Source organism: Dryocola sp. LX212 (genome assembly GCA_041504365.1).
GTDB lineage: Bacteria > Pseudomonadota > Gammaproteobacteria > Enterobacterales > Enterobacteriaceae > Dryocola.
In genome coordinates this window covers 1,380,154-1,402,133 of the sequence record CP167917.1, presented here as the reverse complement: position 1 = coordinate 1,402,133, position 21,980 = coordinate 1,380,154, and the positions used below count along the sequence as shown (strand labels likewise).

The window sequence follows — 21,980 nt, the reverse complement described above, 5'->3', positions numbered from 1 at the left end:
TCATCACTGCAAAAAATGGGATGACACATGTCTGCGTTGCAAATCTCGCAAGGTACTTTTCGCCTAAGCGACACTAAAACTCTACTTCTCAACGACCTGATTATTCGCTCCGGTGAAAGCTGGGCCTTTGTCGGCGCAAACGGCAGCGGTAAATCAGCCCTGGCCCGTGCACTGGCGGGAACCTTGCCGCAGCTTTTGGGCGAGCGCACCTGCGGCTTCCCCCGCATCGCCCATCTCTCTTTTGAACAGCTTCAGAAGCTGGTCAGCGACGAGTGGCAGCGCAACAACACCGATATGCTCAGCCCGGACGAAGACGACACCGGACGCACGACCGCCGAAATCATCCAGGAAGAGGTGAAAGATGCCGAACGTTGTGAAAAGCTGGCCGCGCTGTTCGGGATAACTCACCTGCTCTCCCGCCGCTTCAAATACCTTTCAACCGGTGAAACGCGCAAAACCCTGCTGTGTCAGGCGCTGATGCCAAAGCCGGAGTTACTGATTCTGGACGAGCCTTTTGACGGGCTGGACGTAAAGTCCCGCGAGCAGCTGGCCGCATTGCTGGGCGAGCTAAGCGGTCACGGCTACACGCTGGTGCTGGTGCTAAACCGCTTTGATGAAATCCCTGGTTTTGTGCAGCATGCGGGCGTGCTGGCCGACTGCACGCTTATCGAGACGGGGGAAAAGGAAAAGCTGCTGGAACAGGCGTTAATCGCCCAGCTTGCGCACAGCGAAAAGCTGGCTGGCGTGGCGCTTCCGGAAGCAGACGATCCCAGCGCGCGGCACACCCTGCCGGAAGGCGAGCCGCGGATTATTCTGCGCGATGGCGTAGTGACCTATAATGACAGGCCAATCCTGCATAAACTTTCGTGGACCGTTAACCCCGGCGAGCACTGGCAAATAGTCGGGCCGAACGGGGCGGGTAAATCTACGCTGCTGAGCCTTGTAACGGGGGACCATCCGCAGGGTTACAGCAACGATTTAACGCTTTTTGGCCGCCGCCGCGGCAGCGGTGAAACAATATGGGATATTAAAAAGCACATCGGCTACGTCAGCAGCAGCCTGCACCTTGAATATCGTGTCAGCACGTCAGTGCGTAACGTGATTCTTTCCGGCTTCTTTGATTCTATCGGTATTTATCAGCCCGTGTCGGACCGCCAGCAGAAACTCACCCGCGAGTGGCTGAATATGCTGGGCATGGACAACGCTATCGCCGACGCGCCTTTCCAAAGCCTCTCCTGGGGACAGCAACGCCTGGCGCTTATCGCCCGAGCGCTGGTCAAACACCCGACCGTGCTGATTCTGGATGAGCCGTTGCAGGGGCTCGATCCGCTTAACCGCCAGCTTGTTCGCCGTTTTGTCGACATCCTGATCGACGAAGGCGAAACCCAATTGCTGTTTGTTTCTCACCATGCCGAAGACGCGCCTGAATGCATCACCAGGCGGTTAAGTTTTGTGGCGGAAGGTGAAAACTATCGCTATGAGTTCGAGGACTTATAAATCTTCCTTCTGAGCAGGCGGCCTTCACGGCCTGCCTGCATGACTTTCAGACTCCCCTCATCGCTACATCGCCGCCGGTTTGTTTTATACTACTTCTGCCGATCAGATTCCCCTGAGAAACTGGCAGTGTAAACGATTCCACTAATTTATCCCGTGTCACACTTTTTGCTTCTCTGTTATGCTAAGGTTAATACATACCATAGCCGTAATGGAGCGAAAAATGAGAGTTCTGGTAACAGGTGGTAGCGGTTACATTGGCAGTCATACCTGCGTACAGCTGCTGCAAAACGGCCACGACGTCGTCATTCTGGATAATCTGTGTAACAGCAAGCGCAGCGTGCTGCCGGTCATTGAGCGCCTCGGTGGGAAAAAGCCGCTGTTTATCGACGGTGATATCCGCGACGAAGGCCTGCTGGCGGAAATTTTTCATGACCATCGCATTGACGCCGTTATTCATTTCGCCGGCCTTAAGGCGGTGGGTGAATCGGTAAACAAGCCGCTGGAATACTACGATAACAACGTTACCGGCACGCTGCGCCTGATTTCCGCCATGCGGGCGGCCAACGTCACCAACTTCATTTTCAGCTCCTCAGCTACCGTCTATGGCGACCAGCCGCAAATCCCTTACGCTGAAAGCTTCCCGACCGGCACGCCTGCCAGCCCGTATGGCCGCAGCAAGCTGATGGTGGAACAGATTCTGGCGGACCTGCAAAAGGCCCAGCCGAACTGGAGCGTGGCGCTACTCCGCTACTTCAACCCGGTTGGCGCGCATCCATCGGGTGACATGGGTGAAGATCCGCAGGGCATTCCAAATAACCTGATGCCTTATATCGCCCAGGTTGCCGTTGGACGTCGTGACTCGCTGGCGGTGTTTGGCAACGACTATCCGACAGAAGATGGCACAGGCGTACGCGATTACATTCACGTCATGGATCTGGCCGACGGCCACGTTGCCGCGATGCAGACGCTGCAGGGCAAACCGGGCGTGCATATTTACAATCTGGGCGCAGGTATCGGCAGCAGCGTGCTGGACGTTATTAACGCATTCAGCAAAGCCTGCGGTAAGCCTGTGAATTATCACTTCGCCCCTCGTCGCGATGGCGACCTGCCCGCATATTGGGCCGATGCCAATAAGGCCGCAAAAGAACTTAACTGGCGTGTCAGCCGTACCCTGCAAGAAATGGCAGATGATACCTGGCGCTGGCAGTCCCGCCACCCACAAGGCTATCCGGACTAAGGAAATCTGATGGAGCAGTTTAACCCGGTGGATCATCCACATCGTCGCTATAACCCTTTAACGGGTCAATGGATTCTGGTTTCTCCGCATCGCGCCAAACGTCCATGGCAGGGCGCGCAGGAGACGCCCTCTCAGGAGGTGCTTCCGGTACACGATCCGGACTGTTTCCTGTGCCCGGGTAATACCCGCGTCACCGGCGACAAAAACCCGCAGTACACCGGCACTTTCGTCTTTACCAACGATTTTGCTGCGCTGATGACCGACACGCCGGATGCACCGGCTAGCGCCGACCCGCTGATGCGCTGTGAAAGCGCTCGCGGAACCAGCCGGGTTATCTGCTTCTCTCCTGACCACAGCAAGACGCTGCCGCAGCTTTCGCTGCCTGCGCTCGAAGAAGTGGTTAAAACCTGGCAGGAACAGACGGCGGACCTCGGTAAAACCTACCCGTGGGTTCAGGTGTTCGAGAACAAAGGCGCAGCGATGGGCTGTTCGAATCCCCATCCACACGGTCAGATCTGGGCTAACAGCTTCCTGCCAAACGAAGTGGCTCGTGAAGATGTTCTTCAGCGCGACTATTTTGCGGAACAGAAATCGCCGATGCTGGTGGATTACGTTCAGCGCGAGATGAAAGACGGCAGCCGCACCGTAGTGGAAACCGAGCACTGGCTTGCCGTGGTGCCCTACTGGGCAGCCTGGCCGTTTGAAACGCTGCTGCTGCCGAAGGCCCACGTTCTGCGCATAACCGACTTGAGCGCCGGGCAAAGTGGCGACCTGGCGCTGGCGCTGAAAAAGCTGACCAGCCGCTATGACAACCTTTTCCAGACTTCCTTCCCGTATTCAATGGGCTGGCACGGCGCGCCGTTCAACGGCGAGGAAAATGCTCACTGGCAGCTGCACGCCCATTTCTATCCGCCGCTGCTGCGCAGCGCGACGGTGCGTAAATTTATGGTCGGCTACGAAATGCTTGCCGAGACCCAGCGCGATCTAACCGCAGAGCAAGCCGCAGAACGCTTGCGTGCCGTGTCCGACGTTCACTTTCGCCAGTCAGGAGAATAAACATGAGTCTGAAAGATAAAACCCAGCAGATCTTCGCCGATACTTTTGGCTACCCTGCCCCATTGTCCATTCAGGCTCCGGGTCGCGTGAACCTCATTGGCGAACATACCGACTACAATGATGGCTTCGTGCTGCCCTGTGCTATCGATTACCAGACCGTGATCAGCTGCGGCAAGCGTGACGACCGCATAGTGCGCGTCATCGCCGCCGACTACGATAACCAGATTGATGAGTTCTCCCTCGATAAGCCCATTCTCAGCCATGACACCCAGCAGTGGTCCAACTATGTGCGTGGCGTCGTTAAACACTTGCAGAAGCGCGACAAAAATTTTGGCGGGGCGGACCTGGTGATCAGCGGCAACGTGCCGCAGGGCGCGGGCCTTAGCTCATCAGCCTCTCTGGAAGTGGCCGTCGGTAAGGTGTTCCAGCAGCTTTATCATCTGTCGCTGGACGGCGCGCAGCTGGCGCTTAACGGCCAGGAAGCAGAGAACCAGTTTGTTGGCTGCAACTGCGGCATCATGGACCAGCTGATCTCCGCGCTGGGCAAGAAAGATCACGCTCTGCTGATTGACTGCCGTTCGCTTGGGACTAAAGCCGTTTCTATGCCGAAAGGCGTGGCGGTAGTGATCATCAACAGCAACTTCAAACGTACGCTGGTGGGCAGCGAGTACAACACTCGTCGCCAGCAGTGTGAGACCGGCGCCCGCTTCTTTTCTCAGAAAGCGCTGCGTGACGTTGAACTGGCTAAATTCAATGAGGTTGCTCACGAACTTGATCCGGTGGTCGCGAAACGTGTGCGCCACGTGCTGACTGAAAACATCCGCACCGTGGAAGCCGCTGACGCGCTGGCTAAAGGCGATCTGCTGCGTATGGGTCAGCTGATGGCGGACTCCCACGCGTCAATGCGTGATGACTTCGAGATCACCGTTCCGCAGATCGATACGCTGGTGGAGATCGTGAAAGAGACGATTGGCGACAAAGGCGGCGTGCGCATGACCGGCGGCGGTTTTGGCGGCTGCATCGTGGCGCTTATTCCTGAAGACCTGGTACCAGCGGTTCAAAAGGCCGTGGCAGAGCAGTACGAAGCGAAAACCGGGATCAAAGAGACCTTTTACGTCTGCAAAGCATCGGAGGGAGCAGGACAATGCTAAAAGAAACACCTCAGCTCGCGCCGGACGGGCTGCCGTTCCGTATCTCCACCCTGCGCAACAGCTCGGGGATGGTGGTGACCATGATGGACTGGGGCGCAACGCTGCTTTCATGTCGCGTCCCGATGAAAGACGGCACCGTACGCGAAACGCTGCTCGGCTGTGAAACGCCGGAAGACTATCTCAATCAGACTGCCTATCTTGGCGCAACGGTGGGCCGCTATGCGAACCGCATAGCCAACAGCAGGCTGAAGCACGACGGGAAAACAATCGCCCTTACCCCAAACCAGGGTGAGCATCAGCTGCACGGCGGGCCGGATGGCTTTGACACGCGCCGCTGGCGCATTGTTCGCCAGAACGAGCAGGAAGTTCTGTATACGCTGGACTCACAAGATGGCGACCAGGGCTTCCCGGGTGAGTTTCGCGCCACGGCCCGTTATTCACTGACGGAAGATAACCGAATCGCCATTGAGTTCCGCGCTAAGGTTGATAAGCCGTGCCCGGTGAACCTCACCAATCATGCTTACTTCAACCTCGATGGTTCGCAAAACGATGTTCGTCAGCATCGCCTTCAGCTGTTTGCCGACAGCTATCTGCCGGTGGATGAGAACGGCATTCCGCAGGCCGGCCTGAAGAGCGTGGATGGCAACAGCTTTGATTTCCGTACTCCGAAAACCATCGCGGATGATTTCCTGGCCGACAACGATCAGGCGCTGGTTAAGGGTTACGATCATGCCTTCCTGCTGCGGGCAAAAGGTGATGTCAACCAGCCTGCTGCCCACGTCTGGTCGAGCGATAATCAGCTTCAGATGACCGTCTATACCTCCGCTCCGGCGTTGCAGTTTTATAGCGGGAATTACCTGGATGGCACCCCGGCTCGCGAGCAGGGTAACTACAGGGCTTACCAGGGCCTGGCGCTGGAAAGCGAATTTTTGCCGGACAGCCCAAATCACGCCGAATGGCCGCAGCCGGACTGCTGGCTACAGCCGGGTGATGAATACCTCAGCGTAACTGAATATCAGTTTATTCCTGCCTGATCCCCTCGCCCTCTCTCCAGAGAGGGCTTTTTCAGCGTCGACTGCTGAATATCTCGTCAAAAAAACATAAAAAATAACGACCGCATCACATCTGCCTTACACTTAACGTTCTTTTTCGCTATGTTAAACGTTTAGATTGCCGCTGGTCATCTGTCGGCAATATAATGATAATCGTTATCATTAATCGCAGGCTATTAAGGAGTTAACTATGGCTGTTACTAAGCTGGTACTGGTTCGCCACGGCGAAAGCCAGTGGAACAACGAAAACCGCTTTACAGGTTGGTATGACGTTGATCTGTCTGAGAAAGGTAAAACTGAAGCGAAAGCGGCGGGCAAGCTGCTTAAAGACGAAGGCTACTCCTTCGATTTTGCTTATACCTCCGTGCTGAAACGTGCCATCCACACGCTGTGGAACGTCCTTGACGAACTGGACCAGGCCTGGCTGCCGGTTGAGAAATCCTGGAAGCTAAACGAGCGTCACTACGGCGCGCTGCAGGGTCTGAACAAAGCCGAAACCGCTGAAAAATACGGTGACGAGCAGGTTAAACAATGGCGTCGTGGCTTTGCCGTGACCCCACCAGAGCTGACCCGTGACGACGAGCGTTTCCCGGGCCATGACCCGCGTTATGCAAACCTGACCGATAAAGAGCTGCCTACTACCGAAAGCCTGGCGCTGACTATCGATCGCGTTATCCCTTACTGGAACGAAACCATTCTGCCACGCATGAAGAGCGGCGAACGCGTCATCGTTGCCGCGCACGGTAACTCCCTGCGCGCGCTGGTTAAATTCCTGGATAACCTGAGCGAAGAAGAAATTCTTGAGTTGAATATCCCAACCGGCGTGCCGTTGGTGTATGAATTCGACGAAAACTTCAAGCCGCTGAAACGCTACTATCTTGGCAACGCTGACGAAATCGCAGCAAAAGCCGCGGCCGTGGCGAACCAGGGTAAAGCGAAGTAATTCGCCAGATGTAAAAAAGGCGTGGAGCAATCCACGCCTTTTTTATTGCCGCTGACCTTCTTAACCGCGACGGGCTTTTACCGCCGCAGCCAGTTGACGCAGAATAACTTCCGTATCTTCCCAGCCGATGCAGGCATCGGTAACGCTTTTGCCGTAGACCAGCGGCTCGCCGCTCTCCAGGCTCTGATTCCCTTCCACCAGATGGCTCTCAATCATCACGCCGGTAATGGCCTTATCGCCACCGGAAATCTGCTGGCAAACGTCCTCGCCCACTTCCATCTGCTTTTTAAACTGCTTGCTGCTGTTGGCGTGGCTGAAATCAATCATCACCTGAGCTGGCAGACCCGCTTTGGTTAAATCTTGCTTCACCTGAGCAACGTGTGCCGCGCTGTAGTTTGGCTCTTTGCCACCGCGCAGAATGATATGGCAATCGCCGTTACCGCTGGTGTTAACAATAGCGGAATGGCCCCATTTGGTAACGGACAGGAAACAGTGCGGCGCGCCCGCGGCGTTAATGGCGTCGATAGCGACCTTCATAGTACCGTCGGTGCCGTTTTTAAAACCGACCGGGCAGGACAGACCTGACGCCAGCTCACGATGAACCTGCGATTCAGTGGTACGTGCGCCGATTGCCCCCCAGCTCATCAAATCCGCAAGGTACTGCGGCGTGATCATATCCAGGAATTCTCCCGCCGCCGGCAGGCCAGAGTCGTTAATATCCAGCAGCAGCTTACGGGCAATGCGCAGTCCTTCGTTAATCTGGTAGCTGCTGTCCATGTGCGGATCGTTAATCAGCCCTTTCCAGCCCACGGTCGTGCGCGGCTTTTCGAAGTAGACGCGCATCACTACTTCCAGTTCACCCTTAAGCTCGTCACGCAGCGTCAGCAGCCGTGCGCCATACTCTTTTGCCGCATTAATGTCGTGAATCGAGCAAGGTCCAATCACTACCAGCAGGCGATCGTCGTTGCCCTTAAGGATTTTATGGATTGCGCTGCGCGCGTGGGAGACGGTCTGAGCTGCTTTTTCTGTAGCCGGGAATTTTTCTAACAGCGCTACGGGTGGCAGGAGCTCGTTGATTTCTTTGATTCGTAAGTCATCGTTCTGATAATTCATGATAATTCCGCGGGATTAGACAATTTATTTGATTAGCAATGCCTTCAATCTATCTCGTTGGGCCGGAAGTGTAAACGGGCTTTTACACTTCTGGCGGATTATTCCTGGAATCGTTGTTTTAAGCGGCAAAACATGGCTAAAAGCGAGATCGAGGCTACAATTTTTAATGTTAACGCTGAAAATAGTCAGTTTCTCAAAATTGTATTCTGATCACACATTCGTTACCGATATTAATTTCTGTCTTAACGGATAAAATCAGCATATTTTTTGCACTGTTGGAAGAAGTTATCCAGCACTATAACGACCAGAACAGGAGCACAAAGATGAATAAATTAGCTACTCTTTTCTTTACAGCAACTCTCTCTGTCGCAAGCGGTGCAGCTCTGGCTGCTGACTCTGGGTCTGCGAGTAACAACAACGGCCAGGCTAACTCAAGCGCTGAGGCCGGTCAGGTTGCCCCGGACGCGCATCAGAATGTCGCCCCAAAAGGGGTGGATGGTAATGACGTGAATAATTCCGGCACCATGCTGCACCCCGATAACAGCGGCGCGACGACCGGCGACAATATGTCGAAAGAGGACATCCATAAAAACACCATGTGTAAAGACGGTCGTTGTCCGGATATGAACAAAAAAGTTGAAACCGGCAGCGGGAACAACGTAGACACCAAAACTGACGGTACTACCCAGTAACCTGTATCGGTACTGTAATCAACAGGAGAGCTGAGGCTCTCCTTAGTTTGCTCACAAAGAAGGAAAAAGGGTGATATTTCCTTCTTTGTGTTAAGCAGGCGAAAATCAATGAATTGATTTTCTTGTCATTTATTCGGTGAAATCTTTGCGAAATTCATTCGCTTTAAGGTTGTCATCAATCTGAGGAGAGCTGAGGCTCTCCTTTTTTATAAGATTATATTCAAGAGGTTGAATAAGAAAGGGTTATAATTACCGCATTGCTAACTTTGCTTGCGGGAAGACATGGCTCACTCTCATTCACATACTCCTCAGGATTCTAACGTCAGACGCCTTTTCTGGGCATTCGTGATTACCGCGCTTTTTATGGTCGCGGAAGTTATTGGTGGGTTAGTTTCCGGCTCCCTGGCGCTGCTGGCCGACGCCGGGCATATGCTCACTGATGCCGCCGCTTTGCTGGTGGCCCTTGTCGCCGTTCAGTTTGCTCAGCGCCCGCCTAATGCGCGCCACACTTTTGGCTGGCTCCGCCTGACTACGCTCGCTGCCTTTGTGAACGCCATTGCGCTTGTGGTGATTACTGTCTTAATAGTCTGGGAGGCGATACAGCGCTTCTATCAGCCCCAGCCGGTCGCGGGCGGCATGATGCTAATCGTGGCGTTTGCCGGGCTTGCGGCAAATATTGCCTCTTTCTGGATCCTGCATCGGGGAAGTGAAGAGAAAAACCTGAACGTTCGCGCTGCCGCACTGCATGTGATGGGGGATTTACTGGGTTCCGTAGGGGCGATAATCGCCGCCCTGGTGATTCTATGGACCGGCTGGACGCCCATCGATCCGATTCTTTCCGTACTGGTTTCCTGCCTGGTCTTACGCAGCGCCTGGCGCCTGTTGAAAGAGAGCGTGAACGAACTGCTTGAAGGCGCACCGGTAGCTATCGATATTGAAGCCCTGAAGAGAAAACTTTCGCGGAGTATTCCAGAAGTTCGCAACGTCCACCATGTTCACGTCTGGCTAGTGGGTGAAAAACCGCTGATGACGCTGCACGTCCAGGTGATCCCACCGCACGACCATGACGGGCTTCTGGGTCGCATACACCATTTCCTGGCTCATGAATACCAGATTGAACATGCCACGGTGCAGATGGAATATCAGCCCTGCGAAGGGCCGAACTGCGATTTAAATGAGCACGGCCACAGCGGCCATGCTCATCATCACTGATCAGGAAAGCGCGCGGGAACCTCTTTCTCGTGCGCTTTTGATCCACATCCTGCTGCCATTCAGAGCGATAAACGTCAGCAGCAAGTACTCCAGCGACATGGCGTAAACGCCCTGCCTTGCAAAGATCACCACGCTTATTACGTTAATCACCACCCAAAGGATCCAGTTCTCAACGTATTTCCGCGTCATCAGAATCATCGCAACGATGGACAGTACCATCATGCACGAATCCCAAAACGGGAAAGCATCCGGCTGCAGAACTGGCATTGTGACGCTCATGCCAAGCCCATTCATGGCGTTAACGGCGATACGGGTCAGGAACGCGAAAACAGGATCGATGAATACCGTCATCAGGCCAATCGCACCCACGCATACCGCAAGCCATGCGATAGCCTTCGGCAAAGGGAGCCAGCGTATGCGCAGGGCCGTTTCGTTATCGTTGGTCTGCCTTGACCATGCGTACCAGCCATAAATATTCGCCGCAAAGAAGAACAGCTGCAGAAGCAGGCTGGCATAGAGCTGTATCTGGAAGAAGATAATGGCAAACAGCGTGACGTTGACCAGGCCAAACGCGTAGTTGCTGATTTTCTCGAGGCTGGCCAGCCAGATGCACAACAGCCCTGCCAGCGTGCCAATCGCCTCAATCCATGATAAATCGTAACCACCGGCCCCGATCGGGATGTGGACCAGAATGTTCTGCGTGCTAAAAAAATCCATATTCTCCCCTGAGCGTAATGTCCTTACGCATTGCCTTTAATCGAACGTCTTATTTCCGCAGCAAAGTCGAGCATCCGGTTAAGCGGCACCAGAGCCCCCTCACGCAACGCGGCGTCCACATGAATCTCGTGAGCCGCTCCGCCTTGCTCCAGCCCCTCAGCGATGGCTTTAAGGCCGTTCATTGCCATCCAGGGACAATGAGCACAGGTGCGGCACGTTGCGCCTTCGCCCGCCGTCGGCGCTTCCAGTAACTCTTTATCCGGGCACGCCTGCTGCATTTTATAGAAAATCCCACGGTCGGTCGCCACTATCAGCTGCCGGTTAGGCAAAGTCTGCGCCGCCGCAATCAGCTGGCTGGTGGACCCCACCGCGTCCGCCATATCGACTATCGCCTGGGGGGATTCCGGATGCACCAGCACGGCAGCATCAGGATGGAGTGCCTTCATGCGCGCCAGCGCCTGTGTTTTAAACTCGTCATGTACGATGCACGCGCCCTGCCAGCACAGGACATCAGCACCGGTCTGTTTTTGCACGTAGTTGCCAAGATGGCGATCCGGCGCCCAGATAATTTTTTCGCCAAGGCTGTCCAGGTGTTCAATCAGCTCAACGGCAATGCTTGAGGTTACCACCCAGTCTGCACGGGCTTTAACCGCAGCCGAAGTATTAGCATAGACCACCACGGTACGGTCAGGGTGCTGGTCGCAGAAGGCGCTGAACTCGTCAATTGGGCAGCCAAGATCGAGCGAGCACTCGGCGTTAAGCGTCGGCATCAGTATGGTTTTTTCCGGGCTGAGTATTTTCGCGGTCTCACCCATAAAGCGTACGCCTGCAACCAAAAGCGTCGTGGCGGGGTGATTTGCCCCGAAGCACGCCATCTCCAGCGAATCGGATATACAGCCGCCTGTTTCTTCGGCAAGAGACTGGATTTCAGGATCCGTGTAGTAATGAGCAACCATCACCGCATTGCGCTCTTTAAGCAGACGCTTGATTTTTTCGCGATAGTACTGCTTTTCGTCGACGCTAAGTGGCTTCGGCTTTGGAGGGAAGGGATATATCGCTGCTTGTGGATCGAACATCACGCTCATCAGGCAATCTCGTTTTACAGGCTTAACAAAATCAGCGCATTTATGCCATCAACAGGCTACACGAAGCGCAGATTGTTTTATATGCTAAACAAGATAGCCAATTATGGATGATTTGTCGTGGGGAATTTAGAGAAGAAAACAACAAAGGCGCCATTGAGGCGCCTTTGTCTAAATTTGGTAGGTCGTGCAGGATGACTTGGCTCTGGCCTCACCCTTCGGGTCGTTGCTACGCAACGCTCTATCGCTTCGCGACATTCATACCTGCTGCAGGTTCAAACCCTTCACGCTTCACATATGCATTTCATCTAAAGGATGGTGGGGCGTGCAGGATTCGAACCTGCGACCAATTGATTAAAAGTCAACTGCTCTACCAACTGAGCTAACGCCCCCGCTATGCGGTTACTGCTTACTACAACATCGAAAATGGTGGGTCGTGCAGGATGACTCGGCTTTGGCCTCACCCTTCGGGTCGTTGCTATGCAACGCTGTGTCGCTTCGCTCCACTCGAACCTGCTGCTGGTTCAAACCCTTCACGATTCACTAATCGTATTTCAATTTGAAAATGGTGGGTCGTGCAGGATTCGAACCTGCGACCAATTGATTAAAAGTCAACTGCTCTACCAACTGAGCTAACGACCCATTTTCGTGTCATTTCCGGTTTGTTTCTTATCCCCCGGCAACGGCGGCATATATTACTGATTTAAGATTTTGACGCAACAACAATTTTGAACAATTTTCTCAACTGCTTAGTAATCGCGCGGCAAGACCAGAAAAACAACGAAATCTGGCCAGGCCGCAAGCATTACATCGCATCCAGACGCTTTTGCGCCTGCTTTGCCCCATCGGTATTTGGGAACTGTTTGATCACCTGCTGGTACACGGCTTTTGCTTTCGCGGTGTCGCCTTTGTCCTGCATGATCAGACCGACCTTGTACATTGCGTCCGGAGCTTTAGGAGATTTCGGATAATTTTTTACCACAAAGGCAAAATAATAGGCCGCATCATCCTTTTTCCCTTTGTTGTAGTTCAACTGACCCAGCCAGTAATTCGCATTAGGCTGGTAAGTTGAATCCGGATACTTTTTCACAAAGTTCTGGAAAGCAACCATAGCTTCATCCTGGCGAGATTTATCCTGCACCAGGGCGATAGCCGCATTGTAGTCGCTGTTTGCGTCTCCACCCTGCACAGGAGCAGCAGCAGGGGCGCCAGTGGACGCACTCGCATCGGGCGTTGCCGGAGCAGCACCTTGTTCGCCGCCGCTAGCCTGACCCGCTGCGGTACCGCCGTTGCTGAGGCCCTCTATCTGCAGCAGAATCTGCTTCTGTCGCTCAACAACCTGATTAAGCTGATACTGGTTTTCCTGAATCTGACCGCGCAGGGAATCAATATCACGTTGATTATCGGAGAGCTGTTGCTGGAGTTGGGTTAAAAGCTGACTGTGAGCGTTAGAAATACGCTCGAGTTGAGTGACACGGTCTTCGACCGAGCCTGAGCCGACACTACTGATTGGCGCCTGAGCAAAAGCGGCCCAGGGGGCCGCTATGCCAACCAGTAACGACAGACTCAACAAGTGATGTCTGAAGTTACTGCTCATGCAATTCTCTTAGTAAACCAGTACGGCACGACGGTTTTTGGCATACGCCGAATCGTCATGGCCCAGTACTGCAGGTTTTTCTTTACCGTAAGAAACGATGGAGATCTGATCTGCAGAAACGCCTTTACCCTGCAGATACATCTTAACGGCAGTAGCACGACGCTCGCCCAGGGAGATGTTGTATTCCGGGGTACCACGTTCGTCCGCATGACCTTCTACGGTCACTTTGTAAGATGGGTTGCTACGCAGGAAGTTAGCGTGTGCATCCAGCATTGCAGCGAATTCAGAGCTCACATCGTACTTGTCCAGACCGAAGTAAACGATGTTGTTCTGCTGCAGCTGTTGCATTTGCAGACGTGCCTGCTCTTCGGAAGACATGTTACCGCCTTGACCGTTAGCGTCCATACCAGTGCCGGCACCCAGCATGCCCTCACCGCTCTCGTTGCTCGCGTTCTTGTTAGAAGAACATGCCGCGACAGCCATAACAGGCAGAGCAATCATCAGCCCTTTCAGCACTTTGTTCAGTTGCATTTCTTTGATCCTTTAGATTTTATTATCACAGATACGGCGACCAGGCAGGTGATTTCACCTGACCATCAGTTGCCGGAAGACGCGCTTTGAAACGCCCATCTGTTGAGACCAGATTCAGCACGGATCCCATCCCCTGAGAAGAGCTGTAGATTACCATAGTGCCGTTAGGTGCCAGACTTGGCGTTTCATCCAGCAACGTTGACGATAAAGTTTGTACGCCACCCGCTACCAGATCCTGTTTGGCAATGTGCTGCTGCCCGCTTGCGGAGCTCACCATTACCATAAACTTCCCGTCGGTACTTACATCAGCATTCTGGTTCTGGCCACCTTCCCAGGACAGACGCTGCGGGGCACCGCCGTTGATATTAATTTTGTAAATCTGCGGACGTCCAGCCTGATCGGAGGTATAGGCCAGGTTCTGGCTATCCGGGAACCAGCTTGGTTCAGTGTTGTTGCTGCGTCCGTCGGTAACCTGACGAATCTGGCCGGAGCCAATATCCATCACGTACAAGTTCAGACTACCGGTCTTGGACAGCGCAAAGGCCAGTTTAGTCCCGTCTGGAGAGAACGACGGCGCACCGTTGTGGCGAGGGAACGAAGCCACCTGGCGCACGGCGCCGTTTGCCAGCGTCTGAATGACCAACGCCGAACGACCGCTTTCAAACGTTACGTAAGCCAGCTTGCTGCCGTCTGGAGACCAGGACGGAGACATCAGCGGCTGCGGAGAACGGTGAACCACAAACTGGTTGTAGCCATCGTAATCAGAAACACGCAGTTCGTAAGGGAACTGACCGCCGTTAGTCTGCACTACGTAAGCGATACGAGTACGGAATGCGCCTTTGATACCCGTCAGTTTTTCAAATACTTCATCACTGGCGGTGTGACCGGCGTAGCGCAGCCACTGCTTATTAACCTTGTAGGAGTTCTGAGCCAGCACCGTGCCCGGCGCGCCAGACGTATCAACCAGCTGGTAAGCCACGGTATAACTACCGTCACCGTTTGGCGTAACCTGGCCGACAACGACGGCATCAATCCCCAGAGCGGTCCAGGCGGCCGGCTGCACTTCCTGAGCGGAACCAGGCTGCTGCGGGAGACGGGAGCGATCCAGCGGATTGAACTTGCCGCTGTTGCGTAAGTCAGCGGCAACAATGCCGCCAACGTCTTCAGGCGCCGCACCAGGGCCTGCCCATTTAAAGGGTGCAACACCAATAGGTCGTGCTGAGTCCACACCTTGTGTGATTTCAATACGAACTTCTGCGTGCAGCACGGCTGCCCACAGCATCAAAAAACTTAATGCTACTCGAAATGCCTGCTTCATCATATCTCCCTTATCCGGACCCAAAGCCCACGATAATTTAGCAGAATTTTAACAAACTCAAATACACAAAACTATCAAAACCCTTTTATATAGCACTTCATCATTTCTGTCCGCTTCCGGGAAGGCTATTAAGGTTTGAAGTCAATCGGCGCGTTTTTGAATACTTCATACACGTCCTGGCTCGGTGGCTTCGGTATCTTTGCCAGCCGCGCGGCTGCTATAGCCGCCTGACAAAGCGCCGGGTCCCCCCCCTCTGATTTGATATCCAGCAGTAAGCCATCAGGAGCCAGTTTGATGCGTAATGAACAGATCTTACCGGCAAACGAAGGATCATTATAAAACTTACTTTCGATCGCTGCCTTTATCTGACCTGCATAACCACTGATCTCGGCACCAGATGCGCCATTATTCTTAGTATTCCCTTTTCCGGCAGCGGCTGCGGCATTACCTTTCGCCCCACCCCCCGTTTTCGGTGCATTCTTACCTGAGCTGAGGTCACCAAAAAGATCGTCTACGCCTTCAGTCGCTGCTTTATCGGCAGCAGCTTTCTCTGCAGCAGCCTTTTTCTTCGCATCCGCAGCCGCTTTTTTATCTGCGGCAGCTTTTGCCGCGGCAGCCTTTTCGGCAGCTGCTTTTTCTGAAGCTGCTTTTTCTGAAGCTGCTTTTTCAGCAGCGGCCTCTTTTTTCGCGGCTTCAGCAGCCGCTTTCTTCTCAGCATCCTGCTGGGCCTTTTTGGCCGCAGCGGCTGCTTCGGCGGCGGCTACTTTTTTCTCTGCGGCAGCGGCTTTCTTTGCAGCTTCCTCCGCAGCTTTTTTCTGCGCATCTGCGGCAGCTTTTGCCTGAGCATCAGCCTGGGCTTTAGCCTCTGCTTTGGCTTTTGCCGCTGCGGCTTCCGCTTGCTTCTGCTGTTCCTGAGCTTCTTTTGCTGCTTCCTGAGCCTGTTTCTGCTGGTCGGCCTGCTGTTTCGCTTGTTCCTGCGCTTCGAGGCGTTCTTTCTCCAGGGCTTTCAGACGCTGCTGCTCAGCGGCCTGTTTCTCCTGCAGCTCTTCAGCCTGCTGCTGCGCCTGCTTTTCACGCTGCTCTGCCGCACGTTTACTGCTCGCCTGCTGCTGCTGCTGGCGATTGTATTGCTGCACTACGGCGCCAGGGTCGACCATGACAGCGTCAATAGCCGAACCACCACCGCCACCAGCACTGGCGTCAATGTGTTCGTCAAACGAGCTCCATATCAGGATCGCAATCAGGATGATATGCAGAATCACTGAGACGATTATTGCGCGTTTAAGCTTATCGTTTTCTGCGGTTGCCTTTGACACTCTCGGTTCCCAAATATAGCTATCGCGAGGTAGATCAGATTGGCTGCGTCATCAGGCCGACGGATTTCACGCCCGCGCTATGCAGCAGGTTCAATGCTTTGATGATCTCTTCATAAGGAACATCTTTTGCACCACCGATCAAAAAGACCGTTTTTGGATTCGCCTGCAGGCGACGCTGGGCTTCAGCAACAACCTGTTCGGACGGCAACTGATCCATACGATCTTTTTCAACCACCACGCTGTATTGCCCTACCCCGGACACTTCAATAATGACCGGCGGCTCATCGTTACTGCTTACCGTTTGCGAGTCGGTCGCATCAGGCAGGTCCACCTCTACGCTCTGGGTGATGATGGGTGCCGTTGCCATGAAGATCAGCAGCAGCACCAGCAGCACGTCCAGCAAAGGTACGATGTTGATTTCTGACTTTAATTCACGACGACCACGTACACGTCTGGCCATGACTTACCCCTTACTGCTTATCGCTGCTGGTAAAAGCCTGACGGTGCAGGATAGCCGTGAACTCTTCCATGAAGTTGTCGTAATTCAATTCCAGTTTGTTCACACGCTGGTTCAGGCGGTTATAGGCCATAACAGCTGGAATGGCGGCAAACAGACCAATCGCGGTGGCGATCAGTGCTTCTGCAATGCCAGGTGCAACCATCTGCAACGTCGCCTGTTTCACCGCACCCAGTGCGATAAAGGCGTGCATGATCCCCCAGACCGTACCAAACAGGCCGATGTAAGGACTGATGGAGCCTACGGTGCCAAGGAATGGAATATGTGTTTCGAGCGTTTCGAGTTCACGGCTCATTGAAATACGCATTGCTCGCGCGGCCCCGTCTACCACCGCTTCCGGGGCATGGGTATTCGCACGATGCAGGCGGGCAAACTCTTTAAATCCGGAATAAAAAATCTGCTCGGAGCCGGCAAGGTTGTCGCGGCGCCCCTGGCTTTCCTGATACAGGCGGGACAATTCGATGCCCGACCAGAACTTATCTTCAAACGCTTCCGCTTCGCGGGTGGCGGTATTGAGGATGCGCGTACGCTGAATGATGATTGCCCATGATGCAATGGAAAAACCAATCAAAATCAACATGATAAATTTGACCAGAAGGCTAGCCTTCAGGAACAAATCAAGGATATTCATGTCAGTCACTGCTTGAACTCCGCGACAATAGACTTGGGAAGCGCACGAGGCTTCATTGAGAGAAGGTCAACACAGACGACCAGGACCTCAGCTTTATTGAGTACCCGACCTTCGGCATTGACTATTCGCTGCGTAAACACCAAAGAGGTGCCGCGCATCGATGTAATTTCACTGTGGATTTCGAGTAAATCGTCAAGTCGGGCAGGCGCAAGATAATCAACGGTCATCCTGCGAACGACAAAGGCGATGCGCTCCGCCAGCAAATCCTGCTGGTGAAAGTGGTGCTGGCGCAGCATCTCAGTGCGAGCTCTTTCATAAAAAGCAACATAGCTGGCGTGGTAAACCACACCGCCGGCATCTGTATCTTCGTAGTAGACACGAACCGGCCATCGAAACGGCGTTGTACTCACTTTACATCCCGGTAGTGCTTTAAACGTTGCTACTATACGCAAGAGGATGGGGGTTGGGAATGGGTTGTCTTAAACGATAGGTAAATATTTATAGGCTTGTTAAAGCCTATAAATATTGGGTAAATAAACTTGTCTTAGCGCGGGCTTCAGGCGAAGAAGAAGAGGAGTCCTGCCAGCAGCGTCAACTGGGCAATGAGCGGGCAAAAAAGCCCCTGCCAGAGGGTCTTACGGGGTCGAAAGCCTACGCCATGAATCACGCCTGCACAGACGCCCCACATCAACAAAAAACCATGCCAGATTGCCAGCTCACTGGTCTTCGCCGCAAAGCGAGAGGGGTCCCAGAAGATGCAGCCCGCAAGCGCCAGGGCCATGATCAAGGAAAGAGCCCTTAAAGGGCTCTTATCCATTATCGCGTAAAGCTTTGCGATAATTGCTTCCATCAGTGTTCTTCTTTACCGGCTTTTGCCGCTTCCACATGTTCAAGCGCGAGGGCGGTAATGATGCCAAAAGCACAGGCCAGAAGCGTCCCCAGAATCCATGCAAAGTACCACATAATCAGCTCCTTACTTAGTACAGAGAGTGGGTGTTGCTTTCGATATGCTCTTTAGTGATTCGACCGAACATCTTCCAGTAACACCAGGTGGTGTAGATAAGAATGATCGGAACAAATACCGCAGCGGCATAAACCATCACGTTCAGCGTCAGCTGGCTTGATGTTGCATCCCACATGGTGAGGCTAGCGTTCATCATCGTGCTGGAAGGCATCACGAACGGGAACATCGCAATACCGGCAGTCAGGATAACGCAGGCCACGGTCAGTGAAGAGAACACGAACGCCATGGCACCTTTCTCAAGACGCGACATCAGAATCGTAAGCAGAGGCAGAACCACACCCAATGCAGGGATGAGCCACAGAATCGGCATGTTATTGAAGTTCACCATCCAGGCACCAGCCTGACGGGCAACCTCTTTAGTCAGCGGATTCGATGCGGCGTGATGGTTCAGCTCGGAGGTCACCACGTAACCATCAATGCCGTACATCACCCAGACACCAGCAAGTGCGAAGCAGACCATCATGACCAGCGCGGCGATTTGCGCTGCAGTGCGTGAACGCAGGTGAAGTTCACCCACCGTACGCATCTGCAGATAAGTCGCACCCTGAGTCAGGATCATGGTCACGCTCACGATACCGGCCAGCAGACCAAACGGATTCAGCAGCTGGAAGAAGTTGCCGGTGTAGTACAGGCGAAGATACTCATCCAAATGGAACGGCACGCCCTGCAGCAGGTTACCGAACGCCACGCCGATGACCAGCGGCGGCACGAAGCTGCCGATGAAGATGCCCCAGTCCCACATGCCACGCCAGCGCACGTCTTCGATCTTCGAACGGTAGTCAAAACCAACCGGGCGGAAGAACAAAGAAGCCAGTACCAGAATCATTGCTATGTAGAAACCGGAGAACGCCGCAGCGTAAACCATTGGCCAGGCGGCAAACAGTGCGCCAGCTCCGGTGATGAGCCAGACCTGATTACCGTCCCAGTGCGGGGCAATAGAGTTAACCATAATGCGGCGTTCGACATCGGTGCGGCCGATGATGCGTGACAGCATCCCGACGCCCATGTCGAAGCCATCGGTCACTGCAAAACCGATCAGCAGTACGCCAATCAGCAGCCACCAGACAAAACGTAATACTTCATAATCGAACATTTGACGACTCCTGTCTTAGCGTGCCGGCTGAGAAGCCACGGTAGACTGTTCATAGTGATAGCGACCTGTTTTCAGGCTGCTCGGCCCAAGGCGAGCAAACTTGAACATCAGGAACAGTTCGGCCACCAGGAACAGCGTATACAAACCGCAAATCAGCAACATTGAGAAAATGAGATCGCCCGCCGTCAGCGACGAGTTCGCCACCGCGGTCGGCAGCACTTCACCAATCGCCCACGGCTGACGACCATATTCAGCAACGAACCAGCCGGTTTCAACCGCAATCCATGGCAGTGGTAAGCCATACAGCGCGGCGCGGAGCAGCCATTTCTTCTCGCCAATACGGTTACGACACACCGTCCAGAAGGAGACGCCAATGATCAACAGCATCAGGATGCCGCATGCCACCATGATACGGAACGCGAAGTACAGCGGCGCAACGCGTGGGATTGAGTCTTTGGTGGCTTGCTGAATCTGCTCTTCCGTCGCGTCGGTGACGTTCGGGGTATAGCGTTTCAGCAGCAGGCCATAGCCAAGATCTTTCTTAATTGCGTTGAAATCGTCACGAACGGACTGGTCAGCAGAGCCGGAACGCAGTTGTTCAAGCAGGCTGTATGCCTTCATACCATTACGAATACGTTCTTCATGCTGAACCAGAAGGTCTTTCAGACCGGTCACCGGCTTATCAACAGAACGTGTCGCGATGATACCCAGCGCGTAAGGGATCTGGATGGACAGGTGGTTTTCCTGCTTATCCTGATCGGGAATGCCGAACAGCGTAAAGGATGCAGGAGCGGGTTGGGTTTCCCACTCTGCTTCAATGGCAGCCAGTTTGGTTTTCTGCACGTCACCCATTTCGTAACCGGACTCGTCGCCCAGAACGATAACGGAAAGCACAGCCGCCATACCGAAGCTTGCAGCGATGGCGAAGGAGCGTTTTGCAAACGCGGTGTCGCGACCCTTGAGCAGGTAGTAAGAGCTGATGCCGAGGATAAACATTGCACCAGTACAGTAACCAGCCGCCACGGTGTGAACAAATTTCACCTGGGCTACCGGGTTAAGCACCAGTTCGGAGAAGCTGACCATCTCCATGCGCATGGTTTCGAAGTTGAAGTCGGAAGCAATGGGGTTTTGCATCCAGCCATTCGCTACCAGAATCCACAGTGCGGAAAGGTTGGAACCTAATGCCACCAGCCAGGTCACCGCCATGTGCTGAACTTTACCCAGGCGATCCCAACCGAAGAAGAAGAGGCCGACAAAAGTGGATTCAAGCATGAACGCCATCAGGCCTTCTATAGCCAGAGGCGCACCAAAAATGTCACCCACGTAATGTGAATAGTAAGACCAGTTCGTCCCGAACTGGAACTCCATGGTTAAACCAGTAGCAACACCCAGCGCAAAGTTGATACCAAACAACTTGCCCCAGAACTTGGTCATATCTTTATAAATTTGCTTACCCGACAGGACGTAAACCGTTTCCATGATGGCCAGCAGGAACGCCATACCCAGCGTCAGTGGCACAAACAGGAAGTGGTACATCGCGGTCAAGGCAAACTGTAAGCGCGACAGCTCGACAATATCAAACATCTTGACTCCTTGCTCTTCGCATGAAGACTCCGACCGTGGTTCGCCGCCAGGCTCCCCACAACGCATGCCCTAATACAAAAACATTCGCTTCCAGACGACGCTTTGCCCTCACATTTCATTCAAATGTGACGACAAAAGGTGAAAGGTTACAAATACGTTAATAAAAACCTAAAATAATCCGCAAATATATTACCCTGCAATGCCCTTACGATAAATAGGTATTTGCTAAGGGTTTTTTACGTTTCTCGACAGTGATCAATTTATAGCGAAAATGTCGTGATTCCGCTACTTTGATCCGCGACAATTTACCCCTTTTGTAGCCATAGATGCCAGCCTTAGATATTGATCTGGCGCAATTTAATTTCACTTTGTTAATTGCGTTTATTTTAAGAAAGATTGGTAAACACATTGTTAATAATGTGTTTTTAAACATGCGCTAAAGTTAAGCGTATCCGGCCTTGTATAATTAAAAACGCTTCGCTTCAACTATGGTTTACATTCCGCTTTTCGCCACAAACTTATTCACTCCTGTTAATCGCCTCACGCAATGAACGGCCCCTTCCGCTTACCCTGCCCATTAATTCACAAACAATTCACTTTATAGGTCAAACATATTA

The 21,980-nt window shown here is 53.4% G+C and carries 22 protein-coding genes, 2 tRNA genes and 2 other RNA genes; 8 read left to right on the top strand and 18 right to left on the bottom strand.

Annotated elements, in window-relative coordinates; all coding sequences use genetic code 11:
- Window positions 1-27 precede the first annotated feature (27 nt).
- The 6 genes from modF to gpmA all read left to right on the top strand — a co-directional run bounded on the left by modF (window position 28) and on the right by gpmA (window position 6,936).
- A complete protein-coding gene (gene modF / locus ACA108_06665; GenBank protein XEX97187.1) occupies window positions 28-1,497 on the top strand; it encodes a molybdate ABC transporter ATP-binding protein ModF in 1,470 nt (489 codons plus the stop codon).
- A gap of 220 nt (window positions 1,498-1,717) precedes the next feature.
- Window positions 1,718-2,734 (top strand): UDP-glucose 4-epimerase GalE, encoded by a 1,017-nt coding sequence (gene galE / locus ACA108_06660; protein ID XEX97186.1) that lies wholly within the window; start codon window positions 1,718-1,720, stop codon window positions 2,732-2,734.
- Between the two features lie 9 nt (window positions 2,735-2,743).
- Complete coding sequence (galT, locus tag ACA108_06655) at window positions 2,744-3,790, top strand: galactose-1-phosphate uridylyltransferase (GenBank protein ID XEX97185.1); 1,047 nt, start codon at window positions 2,744-2,746, stop codon at window positions 3,788-3,790.
- A gap of 2 nt (window positions 3,791-3,792) precedes the next feature.
- Window positions 3,793-4,941, top strand: coding sequence for a galactokinase (galK, locus tag ACA108_06650; protein XEX97184.1), 1,149 nt, complete (start codon window positions 3,793-3,795; stop codon window positions 4,939-4,941).
- Complete coding sequence (gene galM, locus ACA108_06645; GenBank protein XEX97183.1) at window positions 4,935-5,975, top strand: galactose-1-epimerase; 1,041 nt, start codon at window positions 4,935-4,937, stop codon at window positions 5,973-5,975. Before galK ends, galM begins: the two co-directional genes overlap by 7 nt.
- 208 nt (window positions 5,976-6,183) lie before the next feature.
- Window positions 6,184-6,936, top strand: coding sequence for a 2,3-diphosphoglycerate-dependent phosphoglycerate mutase (gene gpmA, locus ACA108_06640; GenBank protein XEX97182.1), 753 nt, complete (start codon window positions 6,184-6,186; stop codon window positions 6,934-6,936).
- A gap of 60 nt (window positions 6,937-6,996) precedes the next feature.
- Here gpmA and aroG read toward each other — a convergent pair whose 3' ends face one another.
- Window positions 6,997-8,049, bottom strand: a complete 1,053-nt coding sequence (aroG, locus tag ACA108_06635; GenBank protein ID XEX97181.1) for a 3-deoxy-7-phosphoheptulonate synthase AroG — start codon at window positions 8,047-8,049, stop codon at window positions 6,997-6,999.
- Between the two features lie 323 nt (window positions 8,050-8,372).
- On the opposite strand from aroG, the gene ACA108_06630 reads away from it, so the two are divergent.
- Together ACA108_06630 and zitB are read left to right on the top strand one after the other, a co-directional pair.
- Window positions 8,373-8,741, top strand: coding sequence for a YbgS-like family protein (locus ACA108_06630; protein ID XEX97180.1), 369 nt, complete (start codon window positions 8,373-8,375; stop codon window positions 8,739-8,741).
- A 282-nt stretch (window positions 8,742-9,023) separates the two neighbouring features.
- Window positions 9,024-9,953 carry a CDF family zinc transporter ZitB gene (gene zitB, locus ACA108_06625; GenBank protein ID XEX97179.1) on the top strand — a complete coding sequence of 310 codons (930 nt, stop codon included), beginning with the start codon at window positions 9,024-9,026 and terminating at the stop codon, window positions 9,951-9,953.
- Here zitB and pnuC read toward each other — a convergent pair whose 3' ends face one another.
- The 17 genes from pnuC to cydA all read right to left on the bottom strand — a co-directional run bounded on the left by pnuC (window position 9,954) and on the right by cydA (window position 21,363).
- The gene (gene pnuC / locus ACA108_06620) at window positions 9,954-10,670 is read right to left on the bottom strand and encodes a nicotinamide riboside transporter PnuC (GenBank protein XEX97178.1); all 717 of its coding nucleotides are present in this window, start codon (window positions 10,668-10,670) and stop codon (window positions 9,954-9,956) included.
- 23 nt (window positions 10,671-10,693) lie between these two features.
- Window positions 10,694-11,755, bottom strand: coding sequence for a quinolinate synthase NadA (gene nadA / locus ACA108_06615; GenBank protein ID XEX97177.1), 1,062 nt, complete (start codon window positions 11,753-11,755; stop codon window positions 10,694-10,696).
- A 175-nt stretch (window positions 11,756-11,930) separates the two neighbouring features.
- Window positions 11,931-12,054, bottom strand: a non-coding RNA gene (locus ACA108_06610) — RtT sRNA.
- Window positions 12,055-12,068: 14 nt separating this feature from the next.
- Window positions 12,069-12,144 (bottom strand) — tRNA-Lys (locus ACA108_06605).
- 35 nt (window positions 12,145-12,179) lie between these two features.
- A non-coding RNA gene (locus tag ACA108_06600) (RtT sRNA) lies at window positions 12,180-12,303 on the bottom strand.
- A 15-nt stretch (window positions 12,304-12,318) separates the two neighbouring features.
- A tRNA-Lys gene (locus ACA108_06595) sits at window positions 12,319-12,394 on the bottom strand.
- A 163-nt stretch (window positions 12,395-12,557) separates the two neighbouring features.
- Entirely contained in the window at window positions 12,558-13,349 is a 792-nt protein-coding gene (gene cpoB / locus ACA108_06590) for a cell division protein CpoB (GenBank protein ID XEX97176.1), read from the bottom strand.
- Between the two features lie 9 nt (window positions 13,350-13,358).
- The gene (pal, locus tag ACA108_06585; protein XEX97175.1) at window positions 13,359-13,880 is read right to left on the bottom strand and encodes a peptidoglycan-associated lipoprotein Pal; all 522 of its coding nucleotides are present in this window, start codon (window positions 13,878-13,880) and stop codon (window positions 13,359-13,361) included.
- Window positions 13,881-13,905: 25 nt separating this feature from the next.
- Window positions 13,906-15,198 (bottom strand): Tol-Pal system beta propeller repeat protein TolB, encoded by a 1,293-nt coding sequence (gene tolB, locus ACA108_06580; GenBank protein XEX98036.1) that lies wholly within the window; start codon window positions 15,196-15,198, stop codon window positions 13,906-13,908.
- Between the two features lie 128 nt (window positions 15,199-15,326).
- Window positions 15,327-16,514, bottom strand: coding sequence for a cell envelope integrity protein TolA (tolA, locus tag ACA108_06575; GenBank protein XEX97174.1), 1,188 nt, complete (start codon window positions 16,512-16,514; stop codon window positions 15,327-15,329).
- A gap of 34 nt (window positions 16,515-16,548) precedes the next feature.
- Window positions 16,549-16,974: a colicin uptake protein TolR gene (gene tolR / locus ACA108_06570; protein XEX97173.1), complete on the bottom strand. Its 426-nt coding sequence runs from the start codon at window positions 16,972-16,974 to the stop codon at window positions 16,549-16,551.
- A gap of 10 nt (window positions 16,975-16,984) precedes the next feature.
- Window positions 16,985-17,671, bottom strand: a complete 687-nt coding sequence (gene tolQ / locus ACA108_06565; GenBank protein XEX97172.1) for a Tol-Pal system protein TolQ — start codon at window positions 17,669-17,671, stop codon at window positions 16,985-16,987.
- Window positions 17,668-18,072, bottom strand: coding sequence for a tol-pal system-associated acyl-CoA thioesterase (gene ybgC / locus ACA108_06560; protein ID XEX97171.1), 405 nt, complete (start codon window positions 18,070-18,072; stop codon window positions 17,668-17,670). The genes tolQ and ybgC overlap by 4 nt, the downstream gene beginning before the upstream one ends.
- A gap of 146 nt (window positions 18,073-18,218) precedes the next feature.
- The gene (gene ybgE / locus ACA108_06555) at window positions 18,219-18,512 is read right to left on the bottom strand and encodes a cyd operon protein YbgE (protein ID XEX97170.1); all 294 of its coding nucleotides are present in this window, start codon (window positions 18,510-18,512) and stop codon (window positions 18,219-18,221) included.
- A complete protein-coding gene (gene cydX, locus ACA108_06550; GenBank protein ID XEX97169.1) occupies window positions 18,512-18,625 on the bottom strand; it encodes a cytochrome bd-I oxidase subunit CydX in 114 nt (37 codons plus the stop codon). Before cydX ends, ybgE begins: the two co-directional genes overlap by 1 nt.
- A 14-nt stretch (window positions 18,626-18,639) precedes the next feature.
- Complete coding sequence (gene cydB / locus ACA108_06545; protein ID XEX97168.1) at window positions 18,640-19,779, bottom strand: cytochrome d ubiquinol oxidase subunit II; 1,140 nt, start codon at window positions 19,777-19,779, stop codon at window positions 18,640-18,642.
- Window positions 19,780-19,794: 15 nt separating this feature from the next.
- Window positions 19,795-21,363, bottom strand: coding sequence for a cytochrome ubiquinol oxidase subunit I (cydA, locus tag ACA108_06540; GenBank protein XEX97167.1), 1,569 nt, complete (start codon window positions 21,361-21,363; stop codon window positions 19,795-19,797).
- Between the last annotated feature and the right edge of the window lie 617 nt (window positions 21,364-21,980).

Coding starts and splice junctions, on each gene's coding strand:
- ACA108_06630 (XEX97180.1), top strand. CDS start 8,373: ATGAATAAATTAGCTACTCTTTTCTTTACAGCAACTCTCTCTGTCGCA.
- galE (XEX97186.1), top strand. CDS start 1,718: ATGAGAGTTCTGGTAACAGGTGGTAGCGGTTACATTGGCAGTCATACC.
- zitB (XEX97179.1), top strand. CDS start 9,024: ATGGCTCACTCTCATTCACATACTCCTCAGGATTCTAACGTCAGACGC.
- cpoB (XEX97176.1), bottom strand. CDS start 13,349: ATGAGCAGTAACTTCAGACATCACTTGTTGAGTCTGTCGTTACTGGTT.
- ybgE (XEX97170.1), bottom strand. CDS start 18,512: ATGGAAGCAATTATCGCAAAGCTTTACGCGATAATGGATAAGAGCCCT.
- cydA (XEX97167.1), bottom strand. CDS start 21,363: ATGTTTGATATTGTCGAGCTGTCGCGCTTACAGTTTGCCTTGACCGCG.
- nadA (XEX97177.1), bottom strand. CDS start 11,755: ATGAGCGTGATGTTCGATCCACAAGCAGCGATATATCCCTTCCCTCCA.
- cydX (XEX97169.1), bottom strand. CDS start 18,625: ATGTGGTACTTTGCATGGATTCTGGGGACGCTTCTGGCCTGTGCTTTT.
- galM (XEX97183.1), top strand. CDS start 4,935: ATGCTAAAAGAAACACCTCAGCTCGCGCCGGACGGGCTGCCGTTCCGT.
- tolB (XEX98036.1), bottom strand. CDS start 15,198: ATGAAGCAGGCATTTCGAGTAGCATTAAGTTTTTTGATGCTGTGGGCA.
- aroG (XEX97181.1), bottom strand. CDS start 8,049: ATGAATTATCAGAACGATGACTTACGAATCAAAGAAATCAACGAGCTC.
- modF (XEX97187.1), top strand. CDS start 28: ATGTCTGCGTTGCAAATCTCGCAAGGTACTTTTCGCCTAAGCGACACT.
- cydB (XEX97168.1), bottom strand. CDS start 19,779: ATGTTCGATTATGAAGTATTACGTTTTGTCTGGTGGCTGCTGATTGGC.
- galK (XEX97184.1), top strand. CDS start 3,793: ATGAGTCTGAAAGATAAAACCCAGCAGATCTTCGCCGATACTTTTGGC.
- pal (XEX97175.1), bottom strand. CDS start 13,880: ATGCAACTGAACAAAGTGCTGAAAGGGCTGATGATTGCTCTGCCTGTT.
- galT (XEX97185.1), top strand. CDS start 2,744: ATGGAGCAGTTTAACCCGGTGGATCATCCACATCGTCGCTATAACCCT.
- pnuC (XEX97178.1), bottom strand. CDS start 10,670: ATGGATTTTTTTAGCACGCAGAACATTCTGGTCCACATCCCGATCGGG.
- tolR (XEX97173.1), bottom strand. CDS start 16,974: ATGGCCAGACGTGTACGTGGTCGTCGTGAATTAAAGTCAGAAATCAAC.
- gpmA (XEX97182.1), top strand. CDS start 6,184: ATGGCTGTTACTAAGCTGGTACTGGTTCGCCACGGCGAAAGCCAGTGG.